The sequence below is a fragment of the Actinobacillus porcitonsillarum genome (genome assembly GCF_003101015.1).
GTDB lineage: Bacteria > Pseudomonadota > Gammaproteobacteria > Enterobacterales > Pasteurellaceae > Haemophilus_A > Haemophilus_A porcitonsillarum.
Genome location: NZ_CP029206.1, coordinates 1,087,403 through 1,111,035 on the forward strand (window position 1 = coordinate 1,087,403; position 23,633 = coordinate 1,111,035).

Genomic DNA, 23,633 nt, shown 5'->3' on the forward strand with positions numbered 1-23,633 from the left:
CATGCTGAAACCAAGAGGAAAGCGGTTAATTTGTAAGAGTATTTTGATGTTATATTGATGTTTCTGTGGTGGCTTTAAGGCAAATGTATAACACCAAAACAGTCTGAAAAATTAACCGCTTGCTTTTAATACGAATGAATAATGCCTTCAGCACAAGCGAAAGCAGAAGACCAGGCCCATTGGAAGTTGTATCCCCCTAGCCAGCCGGTAACATCAAGAACTTCACCGATAAAGTAGAGACCTTTCACGTGTTTGGCTTCCATCGTTTTCGATGAGATATGATCGGTATCCACGCCCCCCATCGTAACTTCAGCTGTGCGATAGCCTTCGGTTCCGTTTGGTAAGAATTGCCAATGATGAATAAAAAGTTCTAGCGAGATCAACTCCGTTTTGGATAATTGAGCAATCACTTGATCTTTTAACATTTTTTGTTCAAACCAAAGTTCTACGAGCTTTTTCGGTAAATAGCGACTTAACACCGTTTTTAGCTGCAATTTTGGCGAAGATTGACGTAATTCGAGTAAGATCTCTAAAATGTCATTATCAGGCAGTAAGTCAATTTCGACACTTTCGCCCAAGTCCCAATAATTTGAAATTTGCAGAATGGCAGGGCCTGATAAGCCTCGATGTGTAAATAACATTTGGTTATTAAAGGTCATTCCTCGATTGCTCACGCTGACCGGTAATGAGATACCGGATAACTCGGCAAAAGGTTTATCGTTTTCTTTCCACGTAAAAGGCACAAGGCTGGCTCTTGGTGCTATAACCGGAATATCAAATTGTTCGGCAATTTTATAGCCAAATGGGCTTGCACCGAGAGCCGGCATTGAAAGCCCGCCGGTTGCGATGACAAGATGAGGCGTTTGATAGCTTTCACAAGCGGTCTGAATTTGGAAAAAATCTGCAATTTTTTCAACAGAAATGACCGCTTGTCTGAGTTGAATATCTACTTTGCCTTTTTCACATTCTGTTTGGAGGAGATCAACAATTTGCTGAGCGCTTTCATCACAGAAAAGTTGTCCGAGTTCTTTTTCGTGGTAGGAAATCCCATAGCTTGCAACTAAGCCGATAAAATCCCAGTTGGTATAACGAGCTAGAGCGGATTTCACAAAATGGCGATTTTGGCTTAAATAATGATGAGGTGTAACCTCTAAATTGGTGAAATTACAGAAGCCACCGCCCGACATTAAGATTTTGCGTCCAATTTTTTTGCCTGAGTCTAATACAATGACCTTTTTGCCACTTTGCCCCAGTTGAGCGGCGCAAAATAGCCCGGCAGCCCCTGCGCCGATGATCACAACATCAACATTTTTCATTAGAAATTTAATACCTTATCTGCTTCCATTGTCCAATCGGCAAGTTCGCTTAATGTGCCGATCTCCACGCCTTCCGCTAATGGAAGTTCTGTAATACCTCGTGCGTTTGTGCAGGTTTTACAAAGTTTGATGGTTGCGCCTTGAGAGGTTAAGATTTCCAGCATCTGCTGGATATGGTAGCCTTCTGCCGGATTTTGTTTGGCAAGCCCGCCGATAACCGCATCAGACATTAAAAATAGCTTGATTTGGGCTTTATGTTGTTCTTGAATTTGTAGTGCTAGGCGCAGGCTGCTGAAGAAAGCTTCATTGCCATAAGGTGCGGCGTGAACGATAAAAAGTAATTTTTGCATAGGTTATTCTCCATTTTTCCATTGAATGTAAAAGAAGACGCCATTTTGCGTCTTCTTGTTTGATTAACCAACCCAGATAAATTTTGCAATAAAGAGTAGAGAAACGACAGCAACAGAAGGGTTAATTTCTTTCCAACGACCGGTACAGCCTTTCATCACGCAGTAGCTGATGAAGCCAAAAGCAATGCCTTCTGTGATGGAGTATGTAAACGGCATCATTGCTGTTGTAATGAACGCTGGTGTTGCTTCGGTTAAATCGTCCCATTTTACTTCAATAAGGCTGGAAGCCATTAAAATGCCGACAAAGACTAAAGCGCCAGCGGTAGCATAAGCCGGTACTAATCCTGCGAGCGGAGAGAAGAAAATGGTTAAAAGGAATAACAGACCGACCACTACTGCGGTTAAACCGGTGCGACCGCCAACCGAGACACCAGAGCCACTTTCAATATAGGTACTGATAGCTGAAGTTCCCATAAATGAGCCAACCATTGCGGCGCTACTATCGACTAATAATGCCTGTTTCATTCTAGGGAAGCGACCTTGTTCATCAGCAAAGCCGGCTTTTGTGGTTACGGCAATTAAAGTGCCTGATGAGTCAAAGAGATTGACAAGCAGGAATGAGAAAATAATGCCGAGTAAGCCAACATCTAAAGCGCCGGCAATATCAACTTGCCCAACAACGGCTTCTAAACTTGGTGGCATAGACATCACGCCGTTGAAGGTTACGGCAGGATCGAAAATTAACGCTAAAGCGGTAACAACCGCAATTGACACTAATACGCCGGAGTGAATACCTTTAGCGGCTAAGATCACAATAATGAAAAAGCCTAATACGCCCATTAACACTTTTGGATCGTGTAAATCGCCAAGGGCAACAAGGGTTGCTTCATTTGGAATAACCAGCCCCATATTTTTAAAGCCGATTAAGGCAATAAATAGCCCAATACCAGCCCCGATACCGACACGTAGTCCAAGCGGAATGGCAGACATAAACCAGTAGCGAATTTGTAAGATTGTGAGTAAAAATAATCCGACTGAACCGAGGAAAATTGCACCCATTCCCACTTGCCAAGAGTAGCCGAGCTTTTGAACAACCACAAAGGCAAAGAACGCATTTAGCCCCATTGCAGGTGCTAAAGCAATCGGTAGGTTACTGAATAAACCCATCGCAATAGTTCCGAATGCGGCAATTAAACAGGTGGTCACGAATACTACTTGTGTATCCATTCCTGCCACGCCAAGAATAGAAGGGTTTACAAAAACAATGTAAACCATCGTAAAGAAAGTGGTAATACCGGCAATAATTTCGGTTTTTGCATTACTGCCTTTTTCTTTTAACTGAAAGAGTTTTTCCAACATAATTTATCTCTTTAAATCTCAAACCAAAGGTGTTTAATAATCTAATACTTGCGCCAGAAGCTCAATGGCTAAAAAGGCTAAGCTGAATTTTTGTTCATCGGCAACAGACCAGAATTGCAAGCTATTTTCTGATTTTGATAATAACTGGCTGATTTGAAGGGCGTTTTGCTCTTCATCTTCGCCATTTTTCACGGCGGTAACGATGTTTTCTTCATTAAATTGTAGCCAGTTTTGAGCTTTCCAGCTTTCGCTTATTGCTTCAACATCAAGTGCATACTCAGATTGTACCGAGATCATTTGTGATATGCCGTAAAAGACCGGCACTTGCACTGAATGGAATTGCACAGAAGCGGTTAAATTTGGTAAAACTTTTGCAAGTTGTAGCTCAAATACACGAGAGAACGGTAATTTTTTCTCATCGCCTTGAACGTTGGCAGGCACTACGTCAAAAGCAATACGTTCAGCATTTTCATCAAATGGAATGCCATTGAGTAAACGTGCAGTTTGACCGGCAAGCTCTTTGACTTTTTCATCGCCAAAATAAGCAGATGGGAGCAAAGAGGTAACAAAAATATGTTGTAAAGGGTAATCTAATAAAGGTTTTAACGCTAACGCTAATTGTGAAATTTGTGGATTAGCAAGGGCAACGATATTTCGCTCACGTAAATTTGCTAATGCTTCATCATTCACACTTGGCACAATAACGGGTACATTACCGATTAGCGCAGTAATGCCATATAAATCTAAGATAATACAGCCTGCTTGAGTGGCTTTGGCAAGCACTTCGGCTTGTGCCATTGGCGCAGCAAAAAGAACGTGTGTGAATTGCGACCAATCTAAATTATCTAATTCAAATTGTTCAACGGCTTTGGCTCCTAGGCGTAAGTTTTGTTCTTCGCCGAAGGGTTCAAGTTCCACGGCGGAAACTTTATCTAAAGTCAAATCGCTGTTTTCTAAGGCTTCAAGTAATTTCTCAGCTAAGGTAAAATCAGCGGCAATGGCAAGATGAATATTGGACATTTTATCTTCCTCTTTAGCTATTAAAAACTGATTATACCTTAAATTTACAGGAACGGACGATGACACCTGCAGTAAACTTACTTAAAAAGCAAAAAATTTCTTTTACGTTACACCCTTATGAACACGATCCCAATAATACAAACTTTGGACAAGAAGCGGTTGAAAAGTTAGGCATTGATGCCAATCAGACCTTTAAGACCTTGTTAGTGGCAGAAAACGGCGATCAGAAAAAACTTGCCGTGATGGTTGTGCCGGTTTCAAGTACACTCAATTTAAAACGTGCGGCACACGCATTAAATGTGAAAAAAGTGGAAATGGCAGATAAAGATATTGCACAAAAAACTACGGGCTATTTATTAGGTGGTATTAGTCCATTAGGGCAGAAAAAACGTTTAACCACGGTTATTGATAAATCAGCCGAGCAATTTGCAACGATGTTTGTATCCGGCGGGAAGCGAGGATTAGATATTGAACTTTCGCCACAAGATTTGGCAAAGTTATTGGATGCAAAATTTGAGGAGATTAAGGAATAATTTTTCTCCTTGTAAAGAAAATCCCCTTAAAGTATGTTTTAAGGGGATTTAAATTTTTTAAGTTATTGATCAACAAATTAAAGATTATTGATTTTTAAATCAATTAACGCTTTTTCTGATTCACTTGTTGCTGTTGTTTTTAGTTGCTCATAAGCACTTTTTGCTGCAGCTTTATCGCCTTTTGCAGAGAGAATATCTGCGCTTAAAAGTTGTTTACGAGATTCCCATGCGCTTCCTTGAATTTGTGCAAGAACAGCAAGTGCTTCATCGTATTGTTTAAGTTGGTAGCCAATTTCAGCTAAACGGAAGCGAATTACAATTTGTAATGTTGCATCATTCGTTGCAGAAAGCGCATTTTGAAGTAAGGTTTGTGCTTTGGCATAATCTGCTTGCGCAATAGCTTGCTTAACTTCTTCTAATTGTGCAAAAACAGCATAGTTAGTTCCTTTCGCTTCTTCCAAAAATTTTGCGACAAGCGGTTGATTTTTAGCTGGATCTTGCAGATACGCTTCCATTGTATTTTGGTAAGACGTTGAAGCCTGTATTGCTGATTCAACTTGATGTTTTTTCCAGAAATTCCAGCCAAAAGTGGCGGCAGCACAGATAAAAATTGCTAATAAAATAGGTGTACTGTTTGCTTTAAACCAATTTTTAGCTTCTTCAAATTGTTGTTCTTCGGTTTTATTAAGGTATTCGCTACTCATTTGATATTAGATCCTTATTGATAGATTATGAAAAACGTTTTTGTAATTCAGCGACTAATGCTGTTTGAGGAACTGTAATTTGTTCCATACCGCTACGAAGATCTTTGATCACAACGGTTTTTTCGGTAACTTCGCTTTCGCCGATCACTAATGCGAATTCAGCTTCCAGTTTATCTGCACGTTTAAATTGTTTTTGGAATTTACCGCCAGAGCAGTGTGTCATAACACGTAAGTCCGGTAATTCTGAACGTAATGTTTCTGCAATTTGGAATGCATTAAGTGTTGCACCTTCGCCTGAATAAACAATGTAAACATCGACTGCTTTTGCCACGGGTACATCTTTATTCACTTCTTGTACTAATAGCACTAAGCGTTCTAAGCCCATTGCAAAGCCAACGCCCTGAGTTGCGTGTCCGCCTAATTGTTCCACTAAACCATCGTAGCGACCACCACCACAAACCGTACCTTGTGCGCCAAGTGCAGAGGTTACCCATTCGAAAACGGTTTTATTGTAGTAATCTAAACCACGAACCAATTTAGGATTTACTTCATATTGAATACCCATCGCATCAAGTAGTGAACAAAGCTGTGTAAAGTGTTCACGGCTTTCCTCATCAAGGTAGTCTAATAATTTAGGCGCATCATTTAGGACTTCTTGTAAGGCTTGATTTTTCGTATCTAAAATACGTAATGGGTTTTTAACCAAACGTTCTTTTTCTTCATCGCTCATAAGTGATTGATGTTGTTCTAAAAATGCAACAAGAGCAGAACGGTAATTTGCACGAGCTTCTAAAGAACCAATCGAATTTAGTTGTAATGACACGTGTTGATCAATGCCTAACGCTTTCCATAAACGAGCCGTTAAAATAATCAATTCTGCATCAATTTCTGGGTTTGGGATCCCGAACACTTCCACACCGGCTTGGTGGAATTGGCGGTAACGCCCTTTTTGTGGACGCTCATGGCGGAACATTGGTCCCATATACCATAGGCGTTGTTCGTTATTGTAGATCCAGCCTCGTTCGATAGCTGCACGTACACAACCTGCTGTCCCTTCAGGGCGTAGGGTTAATTGTTCATCATTATCCCAAAAGGTGTACATCTCTTTTGAAACCACATCGGTTACTTCGCCAATTGCACGTGCAAAGAGCGGTGTACTTTCTACAATTGGCATACGCACTTCAGAATAGCCATAGCTTGCCAATACATTGCGTACTTTGGTTTCAACCCATTGCCATAAAGGGGTTTCGGTTGGAGAACAATCGTTCATACCACGAATTGCTTGAATTGTTTTTGCCACAATATTGTCCTTATTTTTACACCGAGTTAATCTCGATGATCATGTAAAAAAGTGAACAGCACGAGAGAACCCCTCGTGCCATTTAATGATTTTTTATGCCTTAGTCATCATAATACGTTGCGATTGTTCTGCAACTCGCGCGCGTATTTTAGCTTCTAGTTGATCAATCAGTTTATCGTTATCAAAACGTTCTTTTTGACGAACACCATCAAGGTAGAAGCCACTCATTTTATTACTGCCGGTAACACCTAAGTCAGAAATGAGAGCCTCTCCCGGTCCATTAACAACACAACCGATAATGGAAACGTCCATCGGCGTTAAAATATCTTCTAAACGTTGTTCTAGTGCATTCACAGTTGCAATCACGTCAATTTCTTGGCGAGAGCAAGTTGGACAGGCGATAAAGTTAATCCCACGTGAACGAATACGGAGAGATTTTAAAATATCAAAGCCGACTTTTACTTCTTCTACGGGATCGGCTGCAAGCGAAATACGTAAAGTATCGCCAATGCCTTCTGAAAGTAACAATCCTAGCCCAATTGCAGATTTTACCGAGCCGGCTCTTGCGCCACCTGCTTCTGTAATGCCTAAATGTAACGGTTGCTCAATTTGTTTTGCAAGTAATCGATAAGATTCGACCGCTAGAAAAACATCAGAGGCTTTTACGCTTACTTTAAATTGATCGAAATTGAAACGATCTAAAATATCCACGTGGCGTAAAGCACTTTCTAATAATGCTTCCGGAGTAGGTTCGCCGTATTTTTCTTGGAGATCACGCTCTAGTGAGCCAGCATTTACCCCAATTCGAATAGGAATGTTTTTATCTTTTGCACAATCAACAACGGCACGAATCCGATCTTCATTACCGATATTACCCGGGTTGATACGTAAGCAGTCTACGCCATATTCAGCGACTTTTAAAGCAATGCGGTAGTCAAAATGAATATCGGCAACAAGTGGGACATTGACTTGCTGTTTAATCAGTTTAAATGCTTCTGCCGCATCCATTGTAGGTACTGAAACACGTACAATATCTGCACCGACACGCTCTAATGCTTTAATTTGATTTACGGTCGCTTCAACATCAGTTGTTCGTGTATTCGTCATTGATTGAACGGTAATAGGCGCATCGCCGCCGACCGCAACATTACCTACCCAAATCTTTTTAGATTCACGACGTTTAATCGGTGAATGATTTAATGACATAATTAATCCTTATTGAGCTAAAGGTAATTTAATGCGAGCAACACGACCATCAATTTTTAGCGGAACTAATTGACCTTTATAATAGAGTTTAACATTAGCTGGAGCGCCAATGGTTAAGCGATATTGCTCATTTCCATTAAAGGCTAAAACTTCGCCATTAGTATAAAGTTTTTCAGCTAAACTTTTTTTACTTTTCGTATTTTTTACGGTAATCCAGCTCTCTTTTCCAGTAATTTCAATACGTAATTCATCATTAGATACTGCAGCAGGTTGCTCTGTTTCTACTGGATTGGTTTGAGTTTGTTGCAGCACATTCGCACTCTCAATTTGAGGCGCTACTTCTGTTGCAACAGGGGCAGGTTGTGTAGCCAGCTCTTGTGTTGTTGGTGTAGGAGCCGTTTCAGACGATTGAGCAACTTGAGCTACTGGTTGAGCAGGTTGTTCATTTGCTGGCGCAGCTGTATTAGCAACGACTGTTTCGGTATTCGTTGTAGCCGGTTGAATAATAGGTTCAACTTGAGTAGCCTGATTTGTGTTAGCTGGTGTTGGAGTTGCTTCAACAGGAATAGCATTATTAACGAATTGATCGCGATTTTGTTGCTCCGCTTGATAATCTTGCCACCACCATAGTAGTGTCATACCAATAGCTCCCAACAATACGAAGATTGTAAGGTATTTTACCCATTGATTTTGTGATTTTTGTACAACTTTCTCTGATGATGTTTTATGTAAAATTTCTTTAGGAATGGTTACTTCGCCGTAGTTTACACTTGATACCAGTTCTTCTGGTAAGCGTAAGAAACGAACATAGTTACGAACATAGCCTCGTACAAAAGTTGGAGCAACGTTCTGTAAGATAAAAATATCGTTTTCTAATGATTCAAGATGTGACTTTTTCAGATTTGTTTTTTGCGCAACATCTTCAATAGAAAGATTTAATGCTTCGCGTGCGCTTTTAAGTTGCTGCCCGAGTGATAAAGTTGGTTGAGACGTGGTATTAATTGATTCAGTCATAACTAAGCTCTTAATATAAAATACACAAAATTATTCGGAAGTTTAAAGAGGTAACGCTCATTTTGCAATCCAATCTACAGAAATTTGCAAAAAAATTCATTATAGCGGTCATATTTTACTAAATTTTTGCCAAAATCTGATATATGGCAAAAAATTTAGGAAAAATCAGGCGTAGAATATCCACCATAAATGTTTCTATCTTGGTAATTTGATATGTCGGAAAATAGTAAAGCTCGCCTTCTGAAACAAAATTTTGCATCCGGTCTCGTTGTCTTTTTGGTCGCCTTACCACTTTGTTTAGGGATTGCTTTAGCATCAGATGCACCTCCGCTATCGGGTATTATTTCAGGTATTGTCGGGGGGATTGTCATCGGTTGGCTAAGTACGTCACATATTAGTGTTTCTGGTCCAGCGGCAGGGTTAGTGGCGATAGTGGTTGCGACTATTAGCCAATTAGGTTCGTTTGAACTTTTCCTTTGCGCCGGCGTGGTTGCAGGTGCGATTCAGCTTTGTTTAGGCTTTATGCGAGCAGGGAGTATAACCAATTATATTCCTGTCGCTGTGATTGAAGGTATGTTAGCTGGGATTGGTATTCTGATTATTTTCAAACAGCTACCTTATGCTTTGGGAACAGAGGAATTTTCATTAAGCAGTACAAATTCATTTATCAACATTCATCTTGGTTCGTTAATTATTGCGTTGGTTTCTATTTTCATTATGTTGGGTTGGGATTCCTCGCCAAAATTGAAAAAAGTAAAATGGCTTCCTTCAGCACTTATTGCGGTATTGGTCAGCGTTATCATTAACCGTCTTTTTATTTCATCTGGCAGTTATTTAGCCATTCCTGAAAATCAGCTTGTTCAGCTTCCTGTGCCGCATTCCTGGGATGATATGAAACATTTAATTGTATTACCTAATTTTAGCGGTTTTACAAATAGTATTGTTTGGATCACTGGGGCGACAATTGCTGCTGTTGCATCTATTGAAACATTATTGTCTGTGGAAGCGGCAGATCGTCTCGATGTTAAGCGCCGAATTACCGACTCCAACCAGGAATTACGGGCGCAAGGCGTGGGTAACATTATTTCTTCTTTAATTGGTGGTCTTCCAATTACGGCTGTGATTGTTCGTTCGTCAGCGAATGCAAATGCTGGTGCGACACATAAAATATCCGCCATTATTCATGGTATTTTATTGCTAGTTTGCGTGTTAATGATCCCTTCTATTTTAAATGAGATCCCATTAGCGACCTTGGCAGCAGTCTTAATTTTAGTCGGTTATAAACTAGCAAGACCTTCTACTTTCCAACACTTTTGGCAAAAAGGGATCTACCAATTTATTCCTTTTATCGCAACGATGATCGCAGTGGTGTTATTTGACTTATTAAAAGGAGTTGGATTAGGTTTAATTATCAGTATCCTATTTATTCTTCACGGTAATATGAAGCGTGCTTACTATTTAAGTCGTGAGGAATTAGCTGATGCTTCACAGATAACCCTTAATTTGGCGGAAGAGGTTTCGTTTCTAAATAAAGCGGCAATTAAGAAAACATTGAAAAATGTGCAACCTAATTCAACGGTCATTATCAACGCTCAGCATACATCTTATATTGCCTGTGATGTGCTTGAATTAATTGAAGATTTTGCCAATATTTATGCTAAAGAAAATAATATACATGTTGTATTGAAGGGCTTTAAAGCGGATTACGATAACCAAGTGGATCAAACAACGAATATTCGAGTTGAGCATCATCATCGCATCTAATAAAAATAGGCTAATTTTTCAAAAAATTAGCCTATTTTTTATGTGTTTAGCAGTCTATTAGAAACGAACACCAAAACCTGCAAAATACACAAGCGGATCAAGTTTAAGTTTTACTTCATGATCTGCTCCTAGAGCACTAAATTTCGCCGTAGTTTTGATATGGGTATACCAAGCAGCCGCATTAAAATAGAGATTGTCTGTTAATTTCACATCTACCCCTAAGTTAGCAACTGGTCCGAATGAGTGTTTTTTAACATCTAAGTTAGTCACAGCTGGATGAACAGATTTTGCGTGATAGAAGCGGGTATAGTTTAAACCTGCACCAACATATGGACGCACTTTAGAATCGGCATCAAAGAAATAGTATTGCGCATATAGGCTTGGCGGTAATTGTTTAACAATTGCCACACGGCCTAGATTTTCACCAGCACCTAAAAGAGGCACTTTAGCATTGATTTTATGTGAAAATGGTGTTGCACCGAGTAGTTCAATACCAATATTATCAGTGAACATATAGGTACCAGTTAAACCCAATTGTGTATTGTTTTTCACATTTAAATCGACATCAATTGGTGTTTTTGTAGTAGAACTTGAATTTGCATCTACGGTAACTGCACCTGCTCTAAAAATTACACTTCCTGCTTGATGCGCCATTGCTGAACTTGCAACTAATGCACCACCTAAAATAATTGCTAATGTTGTTTTTTTCATAAGTAAATCCCTCTAAGTTATCTCTACCTAAAGATAGGTAGATTGCGCTAGTGTAAATAATTTGAATAGAATGTTATTGATAACGATCAAATTTTTAACATTTACACACTCCGAATGGGGTATTTATTTTATTTTTGTGATCTATTTCACATTTTCTCTTGAAATTTTTTAGGCTATCTCCATTTATTGTAGTGCTGAAGTTTTGCACAAAATGCAAAATCGGTACAGATTAAAAAATGAGAGGAAATGATATGAACTTTGAAAAATTCACAACAAAATTACAAGAAGCGATCGCAGAAGCGCAGTCCTTAGCGGTTGGCAAAGATAATCCTTATATTGAACCAGCTCACTTACTTTATGTACTTTTAAAACAGCAAGATGGCTCGATTGCCCCTTTGTTTACGGCTTTGAATGTGCAACCGCAACAATTAAATAGCGAATTAGAGGCAATTTTACACCGCTTGCCTCAGGTACAAGGCGGAAATACACAACCATCGCAGCAACTTATTCGTTTACTAAACCAATCTGATAAGTTGGCGCAACAATTTGGCGATAGTTTTATTTCATCAGAACTCTTTGTGCTTGCAGCTTTGGACGATAACGGTGATTTAGGAAAATTATTTAAGAAATTTGGTTTAACAAAAGAAAAAGTCACACAAGCCATAAACCAAATTCGAGGAGGAGAAAAAGTGAATAATCAAAACGCAGAAGAAACCAGACAAGCATTACAAAAATATACGATTGATTTAACAGAGCGTGCACGTGCAGGTAAATTAGATCCTGTTATTGGTCGTGATGAAGAGATCCGCCGCACCGTGCAAGTGTTACAACGCCGTACGAAAAACAACCCTGTTCTTATTGGGGAACCTGGTGTGGGTAAAACCGCTATCGTTGAAGGTTTAGCACAGCGTATCGTAAATGGCGAAGTGCCGGAAGGTTTAAAAAATAAACGTGTGTTATCGCTTGATATGGGGGCATTAATTGCCGGTGCAAAATATCGTGGCGAATTTGAAGAACGCTTAAAAGCGGTATTAAATGAATTAGCCAAAGAAGAAGGGCAAGTAATCCTCTTTATTGATGAAATTCATACAATGGTCGGCGCAGGTAAAACCGATGGGGCAATGGATGCAGGCAACTTATTGAAACCATCCCTTGCTCGTGGTGAATTGCACTGCGTGGGAGCGACAACTTTAGATGAATACCGTCAATATATTGAGAAAGATGCCGCATTGGAACGCCGCTTCCAAAAAGTGTTGGTAGATGAGCCAACTGTTGAAGATACGATTGCGATTTTACGTGGTTTGAAAGAACGTTATGAAATTCACCATCACGTACAAATTACCGACCCAGCGATTGTGGCGGCAGCAACCCTTTCACATCGTTATATCTCAGATCGCCAATTACCGGACAAAGCGATTGATTTAATTGATGAAGCGGCTTCCAGCTTGCGTATGGAAATTGACTCTAAACCAGAGCCATTAGATAAACTTGAACGCCGTATTATTCAACTTAAATTAGAACGCCAAGCGTTACAAAAAGAGGAAGACGAAGCAAGCCGCCAACGCCTTGCAAAATTAGATGAAGAATTGACCGCTAAAGAGCGTGAATATTCGGAATTAGAAGAAGTTTGGAAAGCAGAAAAATCAGCTTTATTAGGCACGCAGCATATTAAAACTGAGTTAGAAAATGCACGTATTGCATTAGAACAAGCTCGCCGTGAGAGCAATTTAGAAAAAATGGGCGAACTTCAATACGGTAAAATCCCAGCCCTTGAAAAACAACTTCAAGAAGCGGTAAAACGTGAAGAAGAAGGTGGCGATAACCATTTACTTCGCACTAAAGTAACCGATGAAGAAATTGCCGAAGTGCTTTCAAAAGCGACTGGTATTCCGGTTTCTAAAATGATGGAAGGCGAAAAAGACAAATTACTCCGTATGGAAAATGTGTTACACGCCCGTGTGATTGGTCAAAACGAAGCGGTTGAAGCTGTTGCCAATGCGATTCGTCGTAGCCGTGCTGGATTATCTGATCCGAATAAACCAATCGGTTCATTCTTATTCTTAGGTCCAACTGGGGTAGGTAAAACAGAACTTTGCAAAACGTTAGCGAATTTCTTATTTGACGATCCAGACGCAATGGTGCGTATTGATATGTCAGAATTTATGGAAAAACACAGCGTGTCTCGCTTAGTCGGTGCGCCTCCGGGTTATGTAGGTTACGAAGAAGGTGGTTATTTAACCGAGGCTGTTCGCCGCCGTCCATATTCGGTGGTATTGCTAGACGAAGTAGAAAAAGCACACCCAGATGTGTTCAATATCCTGCTTCAAGTGTTAGATGATGGACGTTTAACAGATGGACAAGGTCGTACCGTAGATTTTCGTAATACGGTTGTGATTATGACCTCAAACTTAGGTTCGCACTTGATTCAAGAAATGCCAGAAGCAAGTTATGCGGAATTAAAAGAAGTCGTGATGTCTGTGGTATCACAACACTTCCGCCCAGAGTTTATCAACCGTATTGATGAAACAGTGGTGTTCCACTCACTTGGACAAGAGCATATTCGTTCGATTGCACGTATTCAATTAGAACGTTTAATCAAACGTATGGCAGAACGTGGTTATGAGGTAACCATTACCGATGCAGCAATTGACCATATCGGTAAAGCAGGATTTGATCCACTCTTCGGTGCTCGTCCACTTAAACGTGCGATTCAACAAGAGCTTGAAAACCCATTAGCACAGCAAATTTTAGGCGGTAAATTATTACCAAATAGACCTGTTGTAGTCGATTACCAAGATGACAATTTAGTGATTAAAAATAGTTAATGACGATAAAAGGGAGCTTCGGCTCCCTTTTCACTTATGCAAGCAGTTGAATTTTGCTTGCTTAATGGAAAATGGAATTAGGCGAAAAAAATTTAACCCCATTAATTTAGCAGACACATCAATGTTGAATTGTCTATTCACTAGAGCTTAAGCTACTACTTATTCTTAAGTAGTTCATTCATTTCTAATAAAAGTTTATTTTCCCTTTTCAAATTCTCAATTGTTTCAGCTTGATGGGCAATTATTAATTGTTGGCGTTGAATCTCAAGTTGCATATCACTATTTGCGTTGCTAAAAAATGCATTATTAAATGAACTTGTATTTGTAGAATTAGCAAATTGAAACTGAGCTTCACCATAAGAAAGCAATTCCAATACATCAACACCTAAAACATCGGTAATTTGTTCTAAACGATCTAAATTCAGACGTGTATCACCACGTTCAATTTTTGCATAACCTTGAGTGGACATATTCAATTTCATCGCCATTTCCTCTTGAGTCCATTGATGGCTTTCACGTAAATAACGGATTTTTTCATTTGTTTTCATAAATAAGTACTTTCTGTATAGGTAAATCAACAATTTAGGAATGTGAATTTTACTCTTAGTTGATTGTAGCATTGAATTTGAGAAATGTATAATTTGTCTAATTTTTATCTATTCGTTAATATAAGGAAATCAAATGGAAAATGAAACAATAATCCTTGCCCTAAGAATCATTGCCTCACTATGCTTTTGGGGCTTTATATTAACCTTTCTATTTAAAGGGATTAAATATCTTTATCTACGCTTCATAAAAAAACAACCTGTTGATATATCTTTTGATAAGCCAATGTCTGATGAAGAGAAAATGAAAATTGCACAAGAAATTGGTGAGAATAAACACAAAAATTCTATTTTTCAGACAATATATAACGTCCTGTTACTAATAATAGCAACACCTTTTTTATTAATTGGTAAGTTAATTAAAGGTGTTATTTATGTATTCATAAAACGTTGCCCAAAATGTAAAGCAGAACAAATTGAAGAATTAGGTTCTAAAGAGATTGATAGATGGCTTGATTATAAAAAAGTCGATGAACGTCTAGCATCAGGAAAAACTAAAACAAGGCATGTACAAGTAACTAAGGTAAAAATTCGATACGATTATCGTTGTAAAAACTGTGGACACCATTTCAGTGAAACAGCTACTAGAGAAAAATAATGCTTACAGAAAAATTTAAACACACAGCTCTTTCTTTTGCTGGCTGTGATGGTGGAAATCCAAAATCTGATGTATGGTTCTGTGGCTTAGAATGGGGCGGAGAACAAAAAGAACTACTTGATCCAGCCATTGATGAAAACAGTATTTATTCTTGGTCATCTGAAGAGTTTGAAGGTGCGTGGACTGCACAATACAATCAAAAAATTTGCTGGTTTCTATGGTATTTTCATAATTTAGAGTGGAACGAAAGAGAAAATAGCGAAATTTTTGTTAAACGGCATCATATTCTTTATAGCCAAAAAGAAAATGGCATAGGTTTTAAAATGAATATGTTACCAATCAGTTTTCCTAATCGAAATAGTGTTAATTGGAATGAAACTCTTCAAGAATTAACGGGAATAAATTCATTTTATGAATACCGAGAATGGTGTGTTACATATCGAGGGGAATTTTTTAGAAAAATCGTACAAAAATATCAACCCAAAGTCATTGTTTGTACTGGAATTTCTGAGGTAAATAATTTTGCCCGCTTTTTCACAGGGAAACCAGATTTTACTTATTCGGATAATTCAGAGCTAAAAATTGCCTATACTAAATTTGAAAATGCACTAATTTGTGTTAGCCCATTTTTTGGTGGGGCATCAGGTATTAATTCCTACGAAAAAATGGAAATTCTAGTAAATGATATCAAACTGCAATTAGAAAAATAACTACGATAATAAGGTATGAAAGAGCTGAGCTGATTTGATCTGGTAGATCCTCCAGAGTTCGTTGCCCGTTTTGCCAAATCTCCCCTAACCCCTCTTTGCTAAAGAGGGGTTAGGGGAGATTTGTAGAAATCAAAATCGGAGTGAGAGAATACAAAATCCCGGTGAATCACTTCAGTTATCAAGCGGTCATCTTTTTGCAAACTTTTGCAGAAATACGACCGCTTTATTTAACTTATTCTTCTTCCGTAAACTTCGCCGCTTTATAGGTTGGGTTCATTAAGTTTTCCACAGAGAGAATATCATCAAGTTGTGCTTCAGTGAGTAAGCCCATTTCTAACACCACTTCACGCACGCCTCGTCCTGTTTGAGCACAGATTTTACCAACAATATCGCCATTGTGGTGACCGATGAATGGGTTGAGATAAGTCACAATGCCGATTGAGTTAAACACGTAGTTTTGGCAAATTTCGCGGTTTACGGTAATGCCATCAATACATTTATCGCGTAAGTTCACGCACGCATTGGCAAGGATGTCGATAGATTCAAACATTGCTTGTCCAATTACAGGCTCCATTACGTTTAATTGAAGTTGTCCTGCCTCGGCAGCAAAGGTAATGGTGGTGTCATTGCCAATTACTTTAAAGCAAACTTGGTTTACCACCTCAGGCACAACTGGGTTTACTTTAGCAGGCATAATTGAAGAACCTGCTTGTAATTCAGGTAAGTTGATTTCATTTAAACCTGCACGAGGGCCTGAAGAGAGCAAACGTAAGTCATTACATACTTTTGAAAGTTTTACCGCAGTACGTTTTAACGCGCCGTGAACCATCACATAAGCACCGCAGTCAGAAGTTGCTTCAATTAAGTTTTCAGATAATACGCAAGGTAAACCTGTTACCTCAGAAAGATGTTTAACAACTAAATCAGAATAGCCTTCAGGGGTATTTAAGCCCGTGCCAATCGCAGTTGCACCAAGGTTCACTTCAAGTAATAATTTCGCTGTGCGTTTTAAATTGCGGACTTCTTCATCCAGCAACACCGCAAAGGCTTTAAACTCTTGACCGACGGTCATTGGTACCGCATCTTGTAATTGTGTGCGTCCCATTTTTAATACACCAGCAAATTCTTCAGCTTTTGCTTCAAAACCTTTTTGTAAGTAACGGACTTTTTTAATTAAGTGCATAATGCTGTTATATACAGCAATACGGAAGCCCGTAGGGTATGCGTCATTAGTTGATTGGCTCGCATTAACGTGATCCATTGGATTCACAATTTTGTATTCGCCTTTTGCATGACCAAGGATTTCAAGGGCAAGGTTTGCGACCACTTCGTTAGTATTCATATTAACCGAAGTACCTGCACCGCCTTGATAAACGTCTGATGGGAATTGATCCATGCAACGTTTATTGACAAGGATTTCATCACAAGCCTGAACGATCGCTTTGGCAATTTTTTTCGGAATCGCACCAAGTTCGCCGTTTGCAAGAGCCGTTGCTTTTTTAACCATAACCATGCCACGTACAAATTCAGGAACATCAGAAATGGTATTTTTGGAAATATTAAAGTTTTCAACCGCTCTTAATGTATGAATCCCCCAGTACGCATCATTGGGTACTTCTCTTTCGCCTAATAAATCCACTTCAACACGAACGTTTTTCATATAAACCTCAAAAAAATTTAAGTAATCAAATCGGGGGAGATCATAACGATTTTAGAAAATAGAAAATGTGATATAGATCACATTTCTTGAAGGCGATACAGGATATAAATTCACTATTCGGATTAGTTTTTTTTATGAATGGAACAGGTGGAGAAAGTAAAGCGTAGGTAAACCAAGCAACCAAAATAGCCCAGATACCACTACGGCAGTATGAAATTGCCAATGTTTTGTTTTATGTTTGATATATTTCATTGCTAAAAATGTACCAATAAATCCACCTGCAACACAAAGGGAAAGTAGATAGGATTCAGGAATACGCCATTCGCCTTGAATGGCCTTTTGTTTATCTCGGTACATGAAGATAAAGCTCACTAAATTGATCACGAGAAAGCAAATAAAAAAGAATTGCATAAGAACCTCAATAAAAAACCGCTTGTGAAATGATATTAACACAAGCGGTCTATTTTCTTTTATTTTTTACGAATTAGAGGATTTCGACTTGTTCAGTACCTTCGCCTAAAGCTTCGATTTTACCGATAACCCACACTTTTTCGCCAGCTTGATTTAACACAGCTAATGCTGTTTCAGCTTCTTTTTCCGGTAGCGCAATAACCATACCGACACCGCAGTTGAAAGTACGGTACATTTCATAACGGCTGATATTGCCTTTTTGTTGTAACCAATTAAAGATCGCAGGCCATTCCCAACTTTTTTCTTGGATAACCGCTTTTGTATTTGCCGGTAAAACACGTGGGATATTTTCCCAGAAACCGCCACCGGTTAAGTGAGCAATCGCATGAACATCTACCTGTTTGACTAACTGAAGCACTGATTTCACATAAATTTTAGTTGGTGCTAATAAATGTTCACTCAGTGGTTTACCTTCTAAGTCATCTGTCGCTTTTGCACCACTGATTTCAAGTACTTTACGAATTAAAGAATAACCATTTGAATGAGGGCCGCTTGAAGCTAAAGCAACTAGCACATCGCCGGCTTTTACCGCTGAGCCATCAATGATTTCTGATTTTTCAACAACGCCAACACAGAAACCGGCTAAATCGTAATCGCCTTCGTGATACATTCCCGGCATTTCGGCAGTTTCACCACCAACTAATGCACAACCAGACATTTCACAACCATCTGCGATGCCTTTAATCACATCTGCCGCCACATCGACTTCTAATTTACCTGTCGCATAATAATCTAGGAAGAAGAGCGGTTCCGCACCTTGTACGACTAAATCATTTACGCACATTGCAACTAAATCTTGACCGATCGTATCGTGTTTATTCAGATCAATGGCTAAACGTAATTTTGTTCCTACACCGTCTGTACCTGAAACTAAAATAGGTTCTTTATATTTTGTCGGTAATGCGCATAATGCACCGAAACCGCCTAAGCCTCCCATAACTTCAGGACGGCGAGTACGTTTTACATCGCCTTTAATGCGTTCGACCAATTCATTACCAGCGTGAATATCAACGCCAGCGTCTTTATAGCTAAGTTGTGTGTTGCTCACAGTAAAAACCTCAACAGAGTATATTGGATAAAATCGGGGGGATTATACCATTAAGCAAACGTTTGCGGTATAGGAAATTCGGAAAATCTTATGTAGTTGTTTTGTAAATAGCGAAGAAATCCCCGCATTACAAAGACAAATTTCGAAAAGTCATCTATAATTTACCACTCATTAAGCGGTTAGATTTTGCGATAAATTAACAAAAAATGAATGTATAAAAATCAGCAAAAATCAGACCGCTTTACTTTTAATCTCGTGGTTCGAAAACCTCCCACGCAAAAAAACTAAGGATACAAAATGCAACAACCTCAAAAAGCGATCGTCATTTTTTCTGGCGGTCAGGATTCGACTACCTGCCTTTTTCAAGCTATTGCGGAATTTGGTAAGGAAAATGTGGAAGTTATCACTTTTCAATATGGGCAACGTCATGCGATTGAACTCGAAAAAGCGCAATGGATTGCTCAAGATCTTGGTGTAAAACAAACTCTCGTTGATACTTCACTTATCAAAGCGATTACTTCAAATGCGTTGATGGACGAGCAGGCAAAAATAGAGCAACAAGGCGATAAACCAAATACGTTTGTGGATGGTCGCAATGCGCTTTTTTTACTTTATGCTGCAATTTACGCAAAAGGACAAGGCATTCAAACAATTTTTACAGGCGTATGTGAAACAGATTTTAGCGGTTATCCGGACTGTCGTGATGTTTTTGTTAAATCAATGAATGTAACGCTCAATTTAGCCATGGATTACAACTTTAACATTCGTACGCCATTGATGTATTTGACGAAAAAAGAAACATGGCGATTAGCGGATCAGCTTGGCGCTTTTGATTATATTCGTGAGCATACTCATACTTGTTATTTAGGCGTTGAAGGCGGCTGCCATACTTGCCCAAGTTGTTTATTGCGTGAAAAAGGGCTAAATGAATATCTTGCAGAGCGAGGAGAAAAGCATGTTTAAAATTGCTAAAGAATTCAGTTTTGACATGGCACATATGCTCGATGGGCATGATGGGAAATGCCAAAATTTACATGGACATACCTATAAATTACAAGTTGAGGTAACGGGTAATTTACATCTTGATGGTGCAAAAAGAGGGATGGTCATGGATTACTCAGATTTAAAAGCGGTGGTTAAACAGCATATTTTAGATCCTATGGATCACGCTTTTATTTACGATTTGCAGAGTGAGAAAGAAACTAAAGTTGCACAATTACTGATGGATTTAGATTCTAAAGTGTACGGTATTCCAAGCCGCACAACGGCGGAAGAGATGGCAAAATATATGTTTGAAAAACTTGCCAACGTTGGGCTACCTGTCAGCCTTATCCGTTTATGGGAAACGCCAACCTCTTATTGTGAATATAGCCGATAAGGATATGTGATGATTTTTAGTACGATTACCTATCCTATTGTTGAAATTTTTGAGAGTTTACAAGGTGAGGGATTTAATACGGGGATGCCGAGCATTTTTATCCGATTTGGCAAATGTAATTTAACCTGCTCATGGTGTGATACGCCTTATCATCAATTTGACAGCTGGACATTACCCCAAATTTTGGAAAAAGTAGAAGGCTATCAGGCAAAAAACATTATTATTACAGGAGGAGAACCGACTATCCAACCTAATTTGACGGTTTTGCTTGATGAATTAAAACGCCGAGGTTATTTTTTAGCGATAGAAACTAATGGGCTAAAAGATATTCCAAGCCAAATTGATTATATCGCAACAAGCCCGAAGCGATTGTATGCTGAAAAGTATCAACGCCGTTGTATTCCCTTTGCGCATGAAGTGAGAATTGTTGCAGATGAGAATGTGATCGCTTTTTGTGAACAAATCGAAGCACAAATTAATGCGGAGCGTTATTATCTCTCTCCTTGTGAGGTTGAAGGAAAAATGAACTTACTTGAGACCATTACACAGATTGGTTTGCTGAATCAACGTAAAAATAAACCTAAGTGGCAGCTAAGTATTCAAACACATAAAATTGTGGGGATTGAGTAAAGCATATCTAGTCTAATATACAAAAAGGTCGAACAAATGTTCGACCTTTTCTTTAATAGTAAGAGTGTTCACCATGTTGATGTTCTGTCACATCTTTTACGCCTGCTAATTCATCAGGGAATTGGAGCAGAAGTTGTTTTTCGATACCTTCTTTTAAGGTTACATCAACCATTGAGCAACCATTACAGCCACCACCAAATTGTAAGATTGCAAATTTATCTTCAGTGACTTCAATCAAAGTAACTTTACCGCCATGGCTGGCAAGTTGAGGGTTGATTTGGGTTTGAATAACGTAATCTAAGCGTTCAATAAAAGGCGCATCATCTGCAACTTTACGCATTTTGGCATTAGGTGCTTTTAATGTGAGTTGTGCTCCCATTGGATCCGTTACATAATCAATTTCAGCTTCATCAAGAAATGGTAAGCTAATTTCATCAACAAATGCAGAAAAACCATTATATTGGAACTCTGTATCGGTATCTTCTACGGCATTTGGTGGGCAATATGACACACCACACTCAGCATTTGGTGTACCCGGATTAACGACAAAGATACGAATGTTAGTACCTTCTTCCTGTTGTTCTAATAAACGGCGAAAATGAGTTTGAGCCGTTTCTGAAATAGAAATGTGAGTAGTTTGTTCTTGTTCCATATTCTTTCTCATCTTAAATAATTGAGTAATTTTATAAAGTATTCTACGCCTTATCCTATTGTGAATCTAGCTTAAATTAAGCAATTTAAACAATAAATAAACATAATCATCTTTCATAAAGAACCTCTAATCATTTGGAGGTAGGTATTTATTCGTGTTTACTTGATATATTGATAAAGTTCAATTATTCAAGAGATAAAATGTAAAAAAATTGTGTTTTTATGGAAAGATGCTCCTGTTTTGGGGTAGAATAGGGTGTTTATTTTACCTCGTGATAACACGGTGTAAAAATCTGATTTGAGAAATTTGGTAACTTTAGGAATAAGTGGGGGAATTCGTTTATTTCTACATTGAAGTTACAGCTCAAGAGAAGGGGTTGCGAGTTTTCGCAATCGTATTTTTAACCCAAGAAAAAGTAGTGCAAATAATATGATTACAATCAAAAAAGGCTTGGATTTACCGATTGCAGGTAAGCCGGCACAAGTAATCCATAACGGCAATACCGTTAATGAAGTTGCGATCCTTGGCGAAGAATATGTAGGTATGCGTCCTTCAATGAAAGTCCGTGAAGGCGATGTTGTCAAAAAAGGTCAGGTTCTTTTTGAAGATAAAAAGAATCCAGGCGTTTTATTTACAGCACCTGCAAGTGGTACTGTGGTTGCGATCAACCGTGGTGAGAAACGTGTTCTTCAGTCTGTGGTGATCAAAGTTGAGGGTGATGAGCAAATTACCTTTACTCGCTATGATGTGGCGCAATTAAAAGCCTTAACCGCTGAGCAAGTAAAACAAAATTTAGTGGAATCAGGTTTATGGACTGCGTTCCGTACTCGCCCATTCAGTAAAGTACCTGCATTAGATGCGAACCCATCTTCTATTTTCGTAAATGCAATGGATACGAATCCATTGGCAGCGGAGCCGGAAGTGGTTTTAAAAGAATTTGAAGCCGATTTCAAATATGGTTTAACGGTATTAACTCGCCTATTTGAAGGGCAAAAACCCGTTTATTTATGTAAAGATGCGGATAGTAACATTCCTTCAAGCCCAGCGATCGAAGGTGTAACCATTCAATCATTTAATGGTCCTCATCCTGCTGGCTTAGTAGGTACACATATTCACTTTATTGATCCGGTTGGTGCAACCAAACAGGTATGGCACTTAAATTACCAAGATGTTATTGCAATTGGTAAGTTATTTACTACTGGCGAATTATTTACTGATCGTGTGATTGCTTTAGCTGGTCCACAAGTGAAGAATCCTCGTTTAGTGCGTACTCGTTTAGGCGCAAATCTTTCACAATTAACGGCAAATGAATTAGAAGTAGGCGAAAATCGTGTGATTTCCGGTTCAGTTCTTTGTGGTGCGAAAGCGTTTGGTCCGGTCGATTATCTTGGTCGTTATGCATTACAAGTTTCTGTCATTGCTGAAGGTCGTGAAAAAGAGTTTATGGGATGGATTTCTCCACAAGCTAATAAATTCTCGATTACACGTACTGTGTTAGGTCATTTCGGACGTAAATTATTTAACTTTACAACGGCTGAAAATGGTGGCCATCGTGCAATGGTTCCAATTGGTAACTATGAGCGTGTTATGCCATTAGATATTATCCCGACATTATTACTTCGTGATTTAGAAGCGGGGGATACAGATTCAGCGCAAGCGTTAGGTTGCTTAGAGCTAGATGAAGAAGATTTAGCATTATGTACTTTCGTTTGTCCGGGTAAAACCGATTATGCTCCACTCTTACGCCAAGCGTTAGATAAGATCGAGAAGGAAGGTTAA

General features: G+C 38.9%; 23 protein-coding genes and 1 riboswitch. Of the genes, 9 read left to right on the forward strand and 14 right to left on the reverse strand.

What is annotated here, in order from left to right; translation table 11 throughout:
• Positions 1-125: 125 nt before the first annotated feature.
• The 4 genes from DDU33_RS05410 to DDU33_RS05425 form a co-directional block, all read right to left on the reverse strand.
• On the reverse strand, positions 126-1,316 hold the full coding sequence (locus DDU33_RS05410; RefSeq protein WP_108923598.1) for a BaiN/RdsA family NAD(P)/FAD-dependent oxidoreductase: 1,191 nt from the start codon (positions 1,314-1,316) through the stop codon (positions 126-128).
• On the reverse strand, positions 1,316-1,666 hold the full coding sequence (locus DDU33_RS05415) for a DsrE/DsrF/TusD sulfur relay family protein (RefSeq protein WP_005818595.1): 351 nt from the start codon (positions 1,664-1,666) through the stop codon (positions 1,316-1,318). Before DDU33_RS05415 ends, DDU33_RS05410 begins: the two co-directional genes overlap by 1 nt.
• 63 nt (positions 1,667-1,729) lie before the next feature.
• Complete coding sequence (locus DDU33_RS05420) at positions 1,730-3,025, reverse strand: NCS2 family permease (protein WP_108923600.1); 1,296 nt, start codon at positions 3,023-3,025, stop codon at positions 1,730-1,732.
• Between the two features lie 33 nt (positions 3,026-3,058).
• Positions 3,059-4,045, reverse strand: coding sequence for an oxidoreductase (locus tag DDU33_RS05425; protein WP_108923602.1), 987 nt, complete (start codon positions 4,043-4,045; stop codon positions 3,059-3,061).
• 59 nt (positions 4,046-4,104) lie between these two features.
• Here DDU33_RS05425 and ybaK point away from each other — a divergent pair, with 59 nt between their 5' ends.
• Positions 4,105-4,578, forward strand: a complete 474-nt coding sequence (ybaK, locus tag DDU33_RS05430; RefSeq protein ID WP_005818599.1) for a Cys-tRNA(Pro)/Cys-tRNA(Cys) deacylase YbaK — start codon at positions 4,105-4,107, stop codon at positions 4,576-4,578.
• Between the two features lie 77 nt (positions 4,579-4,655).
• Here ybaK and DDU33_RS05435 read toward each other — a convergent pair whose 3' ends face one another.
• The 4 genes from DDU33_RS05435 to DDU33_RS05450 all read right to left on the reverse strand — a co-directional run bounded on the left by DDU33_RS05435 (position 4,656) and on the right by DDU33_RS05450 (position 8,802).
• Entirely contained in the window at positions 4,656-5,282 is a 627-nt protein-coding gene (locus DDU33_RS05435; protein WP_108923604.1) for a YfgM family protein, read from the reverse strand.
• A gap of 25 nt (positions 5,283-5,307) precedes the next feature.
• Positions 5,308-6,582, reverse strand: coding sequence for a histidine--tRNA ligase (gene hisS / locus DDU33_RS05440; RefSeq protein WP_039895541.1), 1,275 nt, complete (start codon positions 6,580-6,582; stop codon positions 5,308-5,310).
• Between the two features lie 93 nt (positions 6,583-6,675).
• Positions 6,676-7,788, reverse strand: coding sequence for a flavodoxin-dependent (E)-4-hydroxy-3-methylbut-2-enyl-diphosphate synthase (gene ispG / locus DDU33_RS05445; RefSeq protein ID WP_005818603.1), 1,113 nt, complete (start codon positions 7,786-7,788; stop codon positions 6,676-6,678).
• Positions 7,789-7,797: 9 nt separating this feature from the next.
• The gene (locus DDU33_RS05450) at positions 7,798-8,802 is read right to left on the reverse strand and encodes a RodZ domain-containing protein (protein ID WP_108923606.1); all 1,005 of its coding nucleotides are present in this window, start codon (positions 8,800-8,802) and stop codon (positions 7,798-7,800) included.
• Between the two features lie 213 nt (positions 8,803-9,015).
• Here DDU33_RS05450 and DDU33_RS05455 point away from each other — a divergent pair, with 213 nt between their 5' ends.
• Entirely contained in the window at positions 9,016-10,566 is a 1,551-nt protein-coding gene (locus DDU33_RS05455) for a SulP family inorganic anion transporter (protein ID WP_108923608.1), read from the forward strand.
• Between the two features lie 57 nt (positions 10,567-10,623).
• Here DDU33_RS05455 and DDU33_RS05460 read toward each other — a convergent pair whose 3' ends face one another.
• The gene (locus tag DDU33_RS05460; protein ID WP_005818608.1) at positions 10,624-11,277 is read right to left on the reverse strand and encodes an OmpW/AlkL family protein; all 654 of its coding nucleotides are present in this window, start codon (positions 11,275-11,277) and stop codon (positions 10,624-10,626) included.
• A gap of 251 nt (positions 11,278-11,528) precedes the next feature.
• Here DDU33_RS05460 and clpB point away from each other — a divergent pair, with 251 nt between their 5' ends.
• On the forward strand, positions 11,529-14,102 hold the full coding sequence (gene clpB, locus DDU33_RS05465) for an ATP-dependent chaperone ClpB (RefSeq protein ID WP_108923610.1): 2,574 nt from the start codon (positions 11,529-11,531) through the stop codon (positions 14,100-14,102).
• Positions 14,103-14,257: 155 nt separating this feature from the next.
• On the opposite strand, the gene DDU33_RS05470 is transcribed toward clpB, so the two are convergent.
• Positions 14,258-14,650, reverse strand: a complete 393-nt coding sequence (locus DDU33_RS05470) for a helix-turn-helix domain-containing protein (protein WP_108923612.1) — start codon at positions 14,648-14,650, stop codon at positions 14,258-14,260.
• A gap of 133 nt (positions 14,651-14,783) precedes the next feature.
• Here DDU33_RS05470 and DDU33_RS05475 point away from each other — a divergent pair, with 133 nt between their 5' ends.
• Both DDU33_RS05475 and DDU33_RS05480 read left to right on the forward strand, forming a co-directional pair.
• Positions 14,784-15,305 carry a zinc ribbon domain-containing protein gene (locus DDU33_RS05475; protein ID WP_108923614.1) on the forward strand — a complete coding sequence of 174 codons (522 nt, stop codon included), beginning with the start codon at positions 14,784-14,786 and terminating at the stop codon, positions 15,303-15,305.
• Positions 15,305-16,015, forward strand: coding sequence for a hypothetical protein (locus DDU33_RS05480; protein WP_108923616.1), 711 nt, complete (start codon positions 15,305-15,307; stop codon positions 16,013-16,015). Before DDU33_RS05475 ends, DDU33_RS05480 begins: the two co-directional genes overlap by 1 nt.
• Positions 16,016-16,247: 232 nt before the next feature.
• On the opposite strand, the gene aspA is transcribed toward DDU33_RS05480, so the two are convergent.
• From aspA to purM, 3 genes are all read right to left on the reverse strand, one after another.
• Entirely contained in the window at positions 16,248-17,675 is a 1,428-nt protein-coding gene (gene aspA, locus DDU33_RS05485; protein WP_108923618.1) for an aspartate ammonia-lyase, read from the reverse strand.
• A 132-nt stretch (positions 17,676-17,807) separates the two neighbouring features.
• On the reverse strand, positions 17,808-18,086 hold the full coding sequence (locus DDU33_RS05490; RefSeq protein WP_005818612.1) for a DUF1294 domain-containing protein: 279 nt from the start codon (positions 18,084-18,086) through the stop codon (positions 17,808-17,810).
• A gap of 73 nt (positions 18,087-18,159) precedes the next feature.
• Positions 18,160-19,194, reverse strand: coding sequence for a phosphoribosylformylglycinamidine cyclo-ligase (gene purM / locus DDU33_RS05495; protein WP_108923620.1), 1,035 nt, complete (start codon positions 19,192-19,194; stop codon positions 18,160-18,162).
• 249 nt (positions 19,195-19,443) lie between these two features.
• A riboswitch (PreQ1 riboswitch) is annotated at positions 19,444-19,488 on the forward strand.
• Between the two features lie 3 nt (positions 19,489-19,491).
• On the opposite strand from purM, the gene queC reads away from it, so the two are divergent.
• Genes queC through DDU33_RS05510 form a run of 3 tightly spaced genes read left to right on the forward strand, consistent with a single transcriptional unit; the run spans position 19,492 to position 21,202 of the window.
• Positions 19,492-20,157, forward strand: coding sequence for a 7-cyano-7-deazaguanine synthase QueC (queC, locus tag DDU33_RS05500; protein WP_108923622.1), 666 nt, complete (start codon positions 19,492-19,494; stop codon positions 20,155-20,157).
• Complete coding sequence (gene queD / locus DDU33_RS05505; protein ID WP_108923624.1) at positions 20,150-20,572, forward strand: 6-carboxytetrahydropterin synthase QueD; 423 nt, start codon at positions 20,150-20,152, stop codon at positions 20,570-20,572. The genes queC and queD overlap by 8 nt, the downstream gene beginning before the upstream one ends.
• Positions 20,573-20,581: 9 nt before the next feature.
• Complete coding sequence (locus DDU33_RS05510) at positions 20,582-21,202, forward strand: 7-carboxy-7-deazaguanine synthase QueE (protein WP_108923626.1); 621 nt, start codon at positions 20,582-20,584, stop codon at positions 21,200-21,202.
• 52 nt (positions 21,203-21,254) lie between these two features.
• Here DDU33_RS05510 and nfuA read toward each other — a convergent pair whose 3' ends face one another.
• Complete coding sequence (gene nfuA, locus DDU33_RS05515; protein WP_005818619.1) at positions 21,255-21,854, reverse strand: Fe-S biogenesis protein NfuA; 600 nt, start codon at positions 21,852-21,854, stop codon at positions 21,255-21,257.
• A gap of 429 nt (positions 21,855-22,283) precedes the next feature.
• On the opposite strand from nfuA, the gene DDU33_RS05520 reads away from it, so the two are divergent.
• Positions 22,284-23,633: a Na(+)-translocating NADH-quinone reductase subunit A gene (locus DDU33_RS05520; protein WP_108923628.1), complete on the forward strand. Its 1,350-nt coding sequence runs from the start codon at positions 22,284-22,286 to the stop codon at positions 23,631-23,633.

What these genes read in the sequence shown, in the direction of transcription:
- DDU33_RS05480 (WP_108923616.1), top strand. Translation starts at nt 15,305, where the DNA reads ATGCTTACAGAAAAATTTAAACACACAGCTCTTTCTTTTGCTGGCTGT.
- DDU33_RS05490 (WP_005818612.1), bottom strand. Translation starts at nt 18,086, where the DNA reads ATGCAATTCTTTTTTATTTGCTTTCTCGTGATCAATTTAGTGAGCTTT.
- DDU33_RS05450 (WP_108923606.1), bottom strand. Translation starts at nt 8,802, where the DNA reads ATGACTGAATCAATTAATACCACGTCTCAACCAACTTTATCACTCGGG.
- DDU33_RS05520 (WP_108923628.1), top strand. Translation starts at nt 22,284, where the DNA reads ATGATTACAATCAAAAAAGGCTTGGATTTACCGATTGCAGGTAAGCCG.
- DDU33_RS05410 (WP_108923598.1), bottom strand. Translation starts at nt 1,316, where the DNA reads ATGAAAAATGTTGATGTTGTGATCATCGGCGCAGGGGCTGCCGGGCTA.
- DDU33_RS05415 (WP_005818595.1), bottom strand. Translation starts at nt 1,666, where the DNA reads ATGCAAAAATTACTTTTTATCGTTCACGCCGCACCTTATGGCAATGAA.
- clpB (WP_108923610.1), top strand. Translation starts at nt 11,529, where the DNA reads ATGAACTTTGAAAAATTCACAACAAAATTACAAGAAGCGATCGCAGAA.
- aspA (WP_108923618.1), bottom strand. Translation starts at nt 17,675, where the DNA reads ATGAAAAACGTTCGTGTTGAAGTGGATTTATTAGGCGAAAGAGAAGTA.
- DDU33_RS05510 (WP_108923626.1), top strand. Translation starts at nt 20,582, where the DNA reads ATGATTTTTAGTACGATTACCTATCCTATTGTTGAAATTTTTGAGAGT.
- nfuA (WP_005818619.1), bottom strand. Translation starts at nt 21,854, where the DNA reads ATGGAACAAGAACAAACTACTCACATTTCTATTTCAGAAACGGCTCAA.
- DDU33_RS05425 (WP_108923602.1), bottom strand. Translation starts at nt 4,045, where the DNA reads ATGTCCAATATTCATCTTGCCATTGCCGCTGATTTTACCTTAGCTGAG.
- ybaK (WP_005818599.1), top strand. Translation starts at nt 4,105, where the DNA reads ATGACACCTGCAGTAAACTTACTTAAAAAGCAAAAAATTTCTTTTACG.
- ispG (WP_005818603.1), bottom strand. Translation starts at nt 7,788, where the DNA reads ATGTCATTAAATCATTCACCGATTAAACGTCGTGAATCTAAAAAGATT.
- DDU33_RS05435 (WP_108923604.1), bottom strand. Translation starts at nt 5,282, where the DNA reads ATGAGTAGCGAATACCTTAATAAAACCGAAGAACAACAATTTGAAGAA.
- DDU33_RS05460 (WP_005818608.1), bottom strand. Translation starts at nt 11,277, where the DNA reads ATGAAAAAAACAACATTAGCAATTATTTTAGGTGGTGCATTAGTTGCA.
- DDU33_RS05470 (WP_108923612.1), bottom strand. Translation starts at nt 14,650, where the DNA reads ATGAAAACAAATGAAAAAATCCGTTATTTACGTGAAAGCCATCAATGG.
- DDU33_RS05475 (WP_108923614.1), top strand. Translation starts at nt 14,784, where the DNA reads ATGGAAAATGAAACAATAATCCTTGCCCTAAGAATCATTGCCTCACTA.
- DDU33_RS05420 (WP_108923600.1), bottom strand. Translation starts at nt 3,025, where the DNA reads ATGTTGGAAAAACTCTTTCAGTTAAAAGAAAAAGGCAGTAATGCAAAA.
- queC (WP_108923622.1), top strand. Translation starts at nt 19,492, where the DNA reads ATGCAACAACCTCAAAAAGCGATCGTCATTTTTTCTGGCGGTCAGGAT.
- DDU33_RS05455 (WP_108923608.1), top strand. Translation starts at nt 9,016, where the DNA reads ATGTCGGAAAATAGTAAAGCTCGCCTTCTGAAACAAAATTTTGCATCC.
- queD (WP_108923624.1), top strand. Translation starts at nt 20,150, where the DNA reads ATGTTTAAAATTGCTAAAGAATTCAGTTTTGACATGGCACATATGCTC.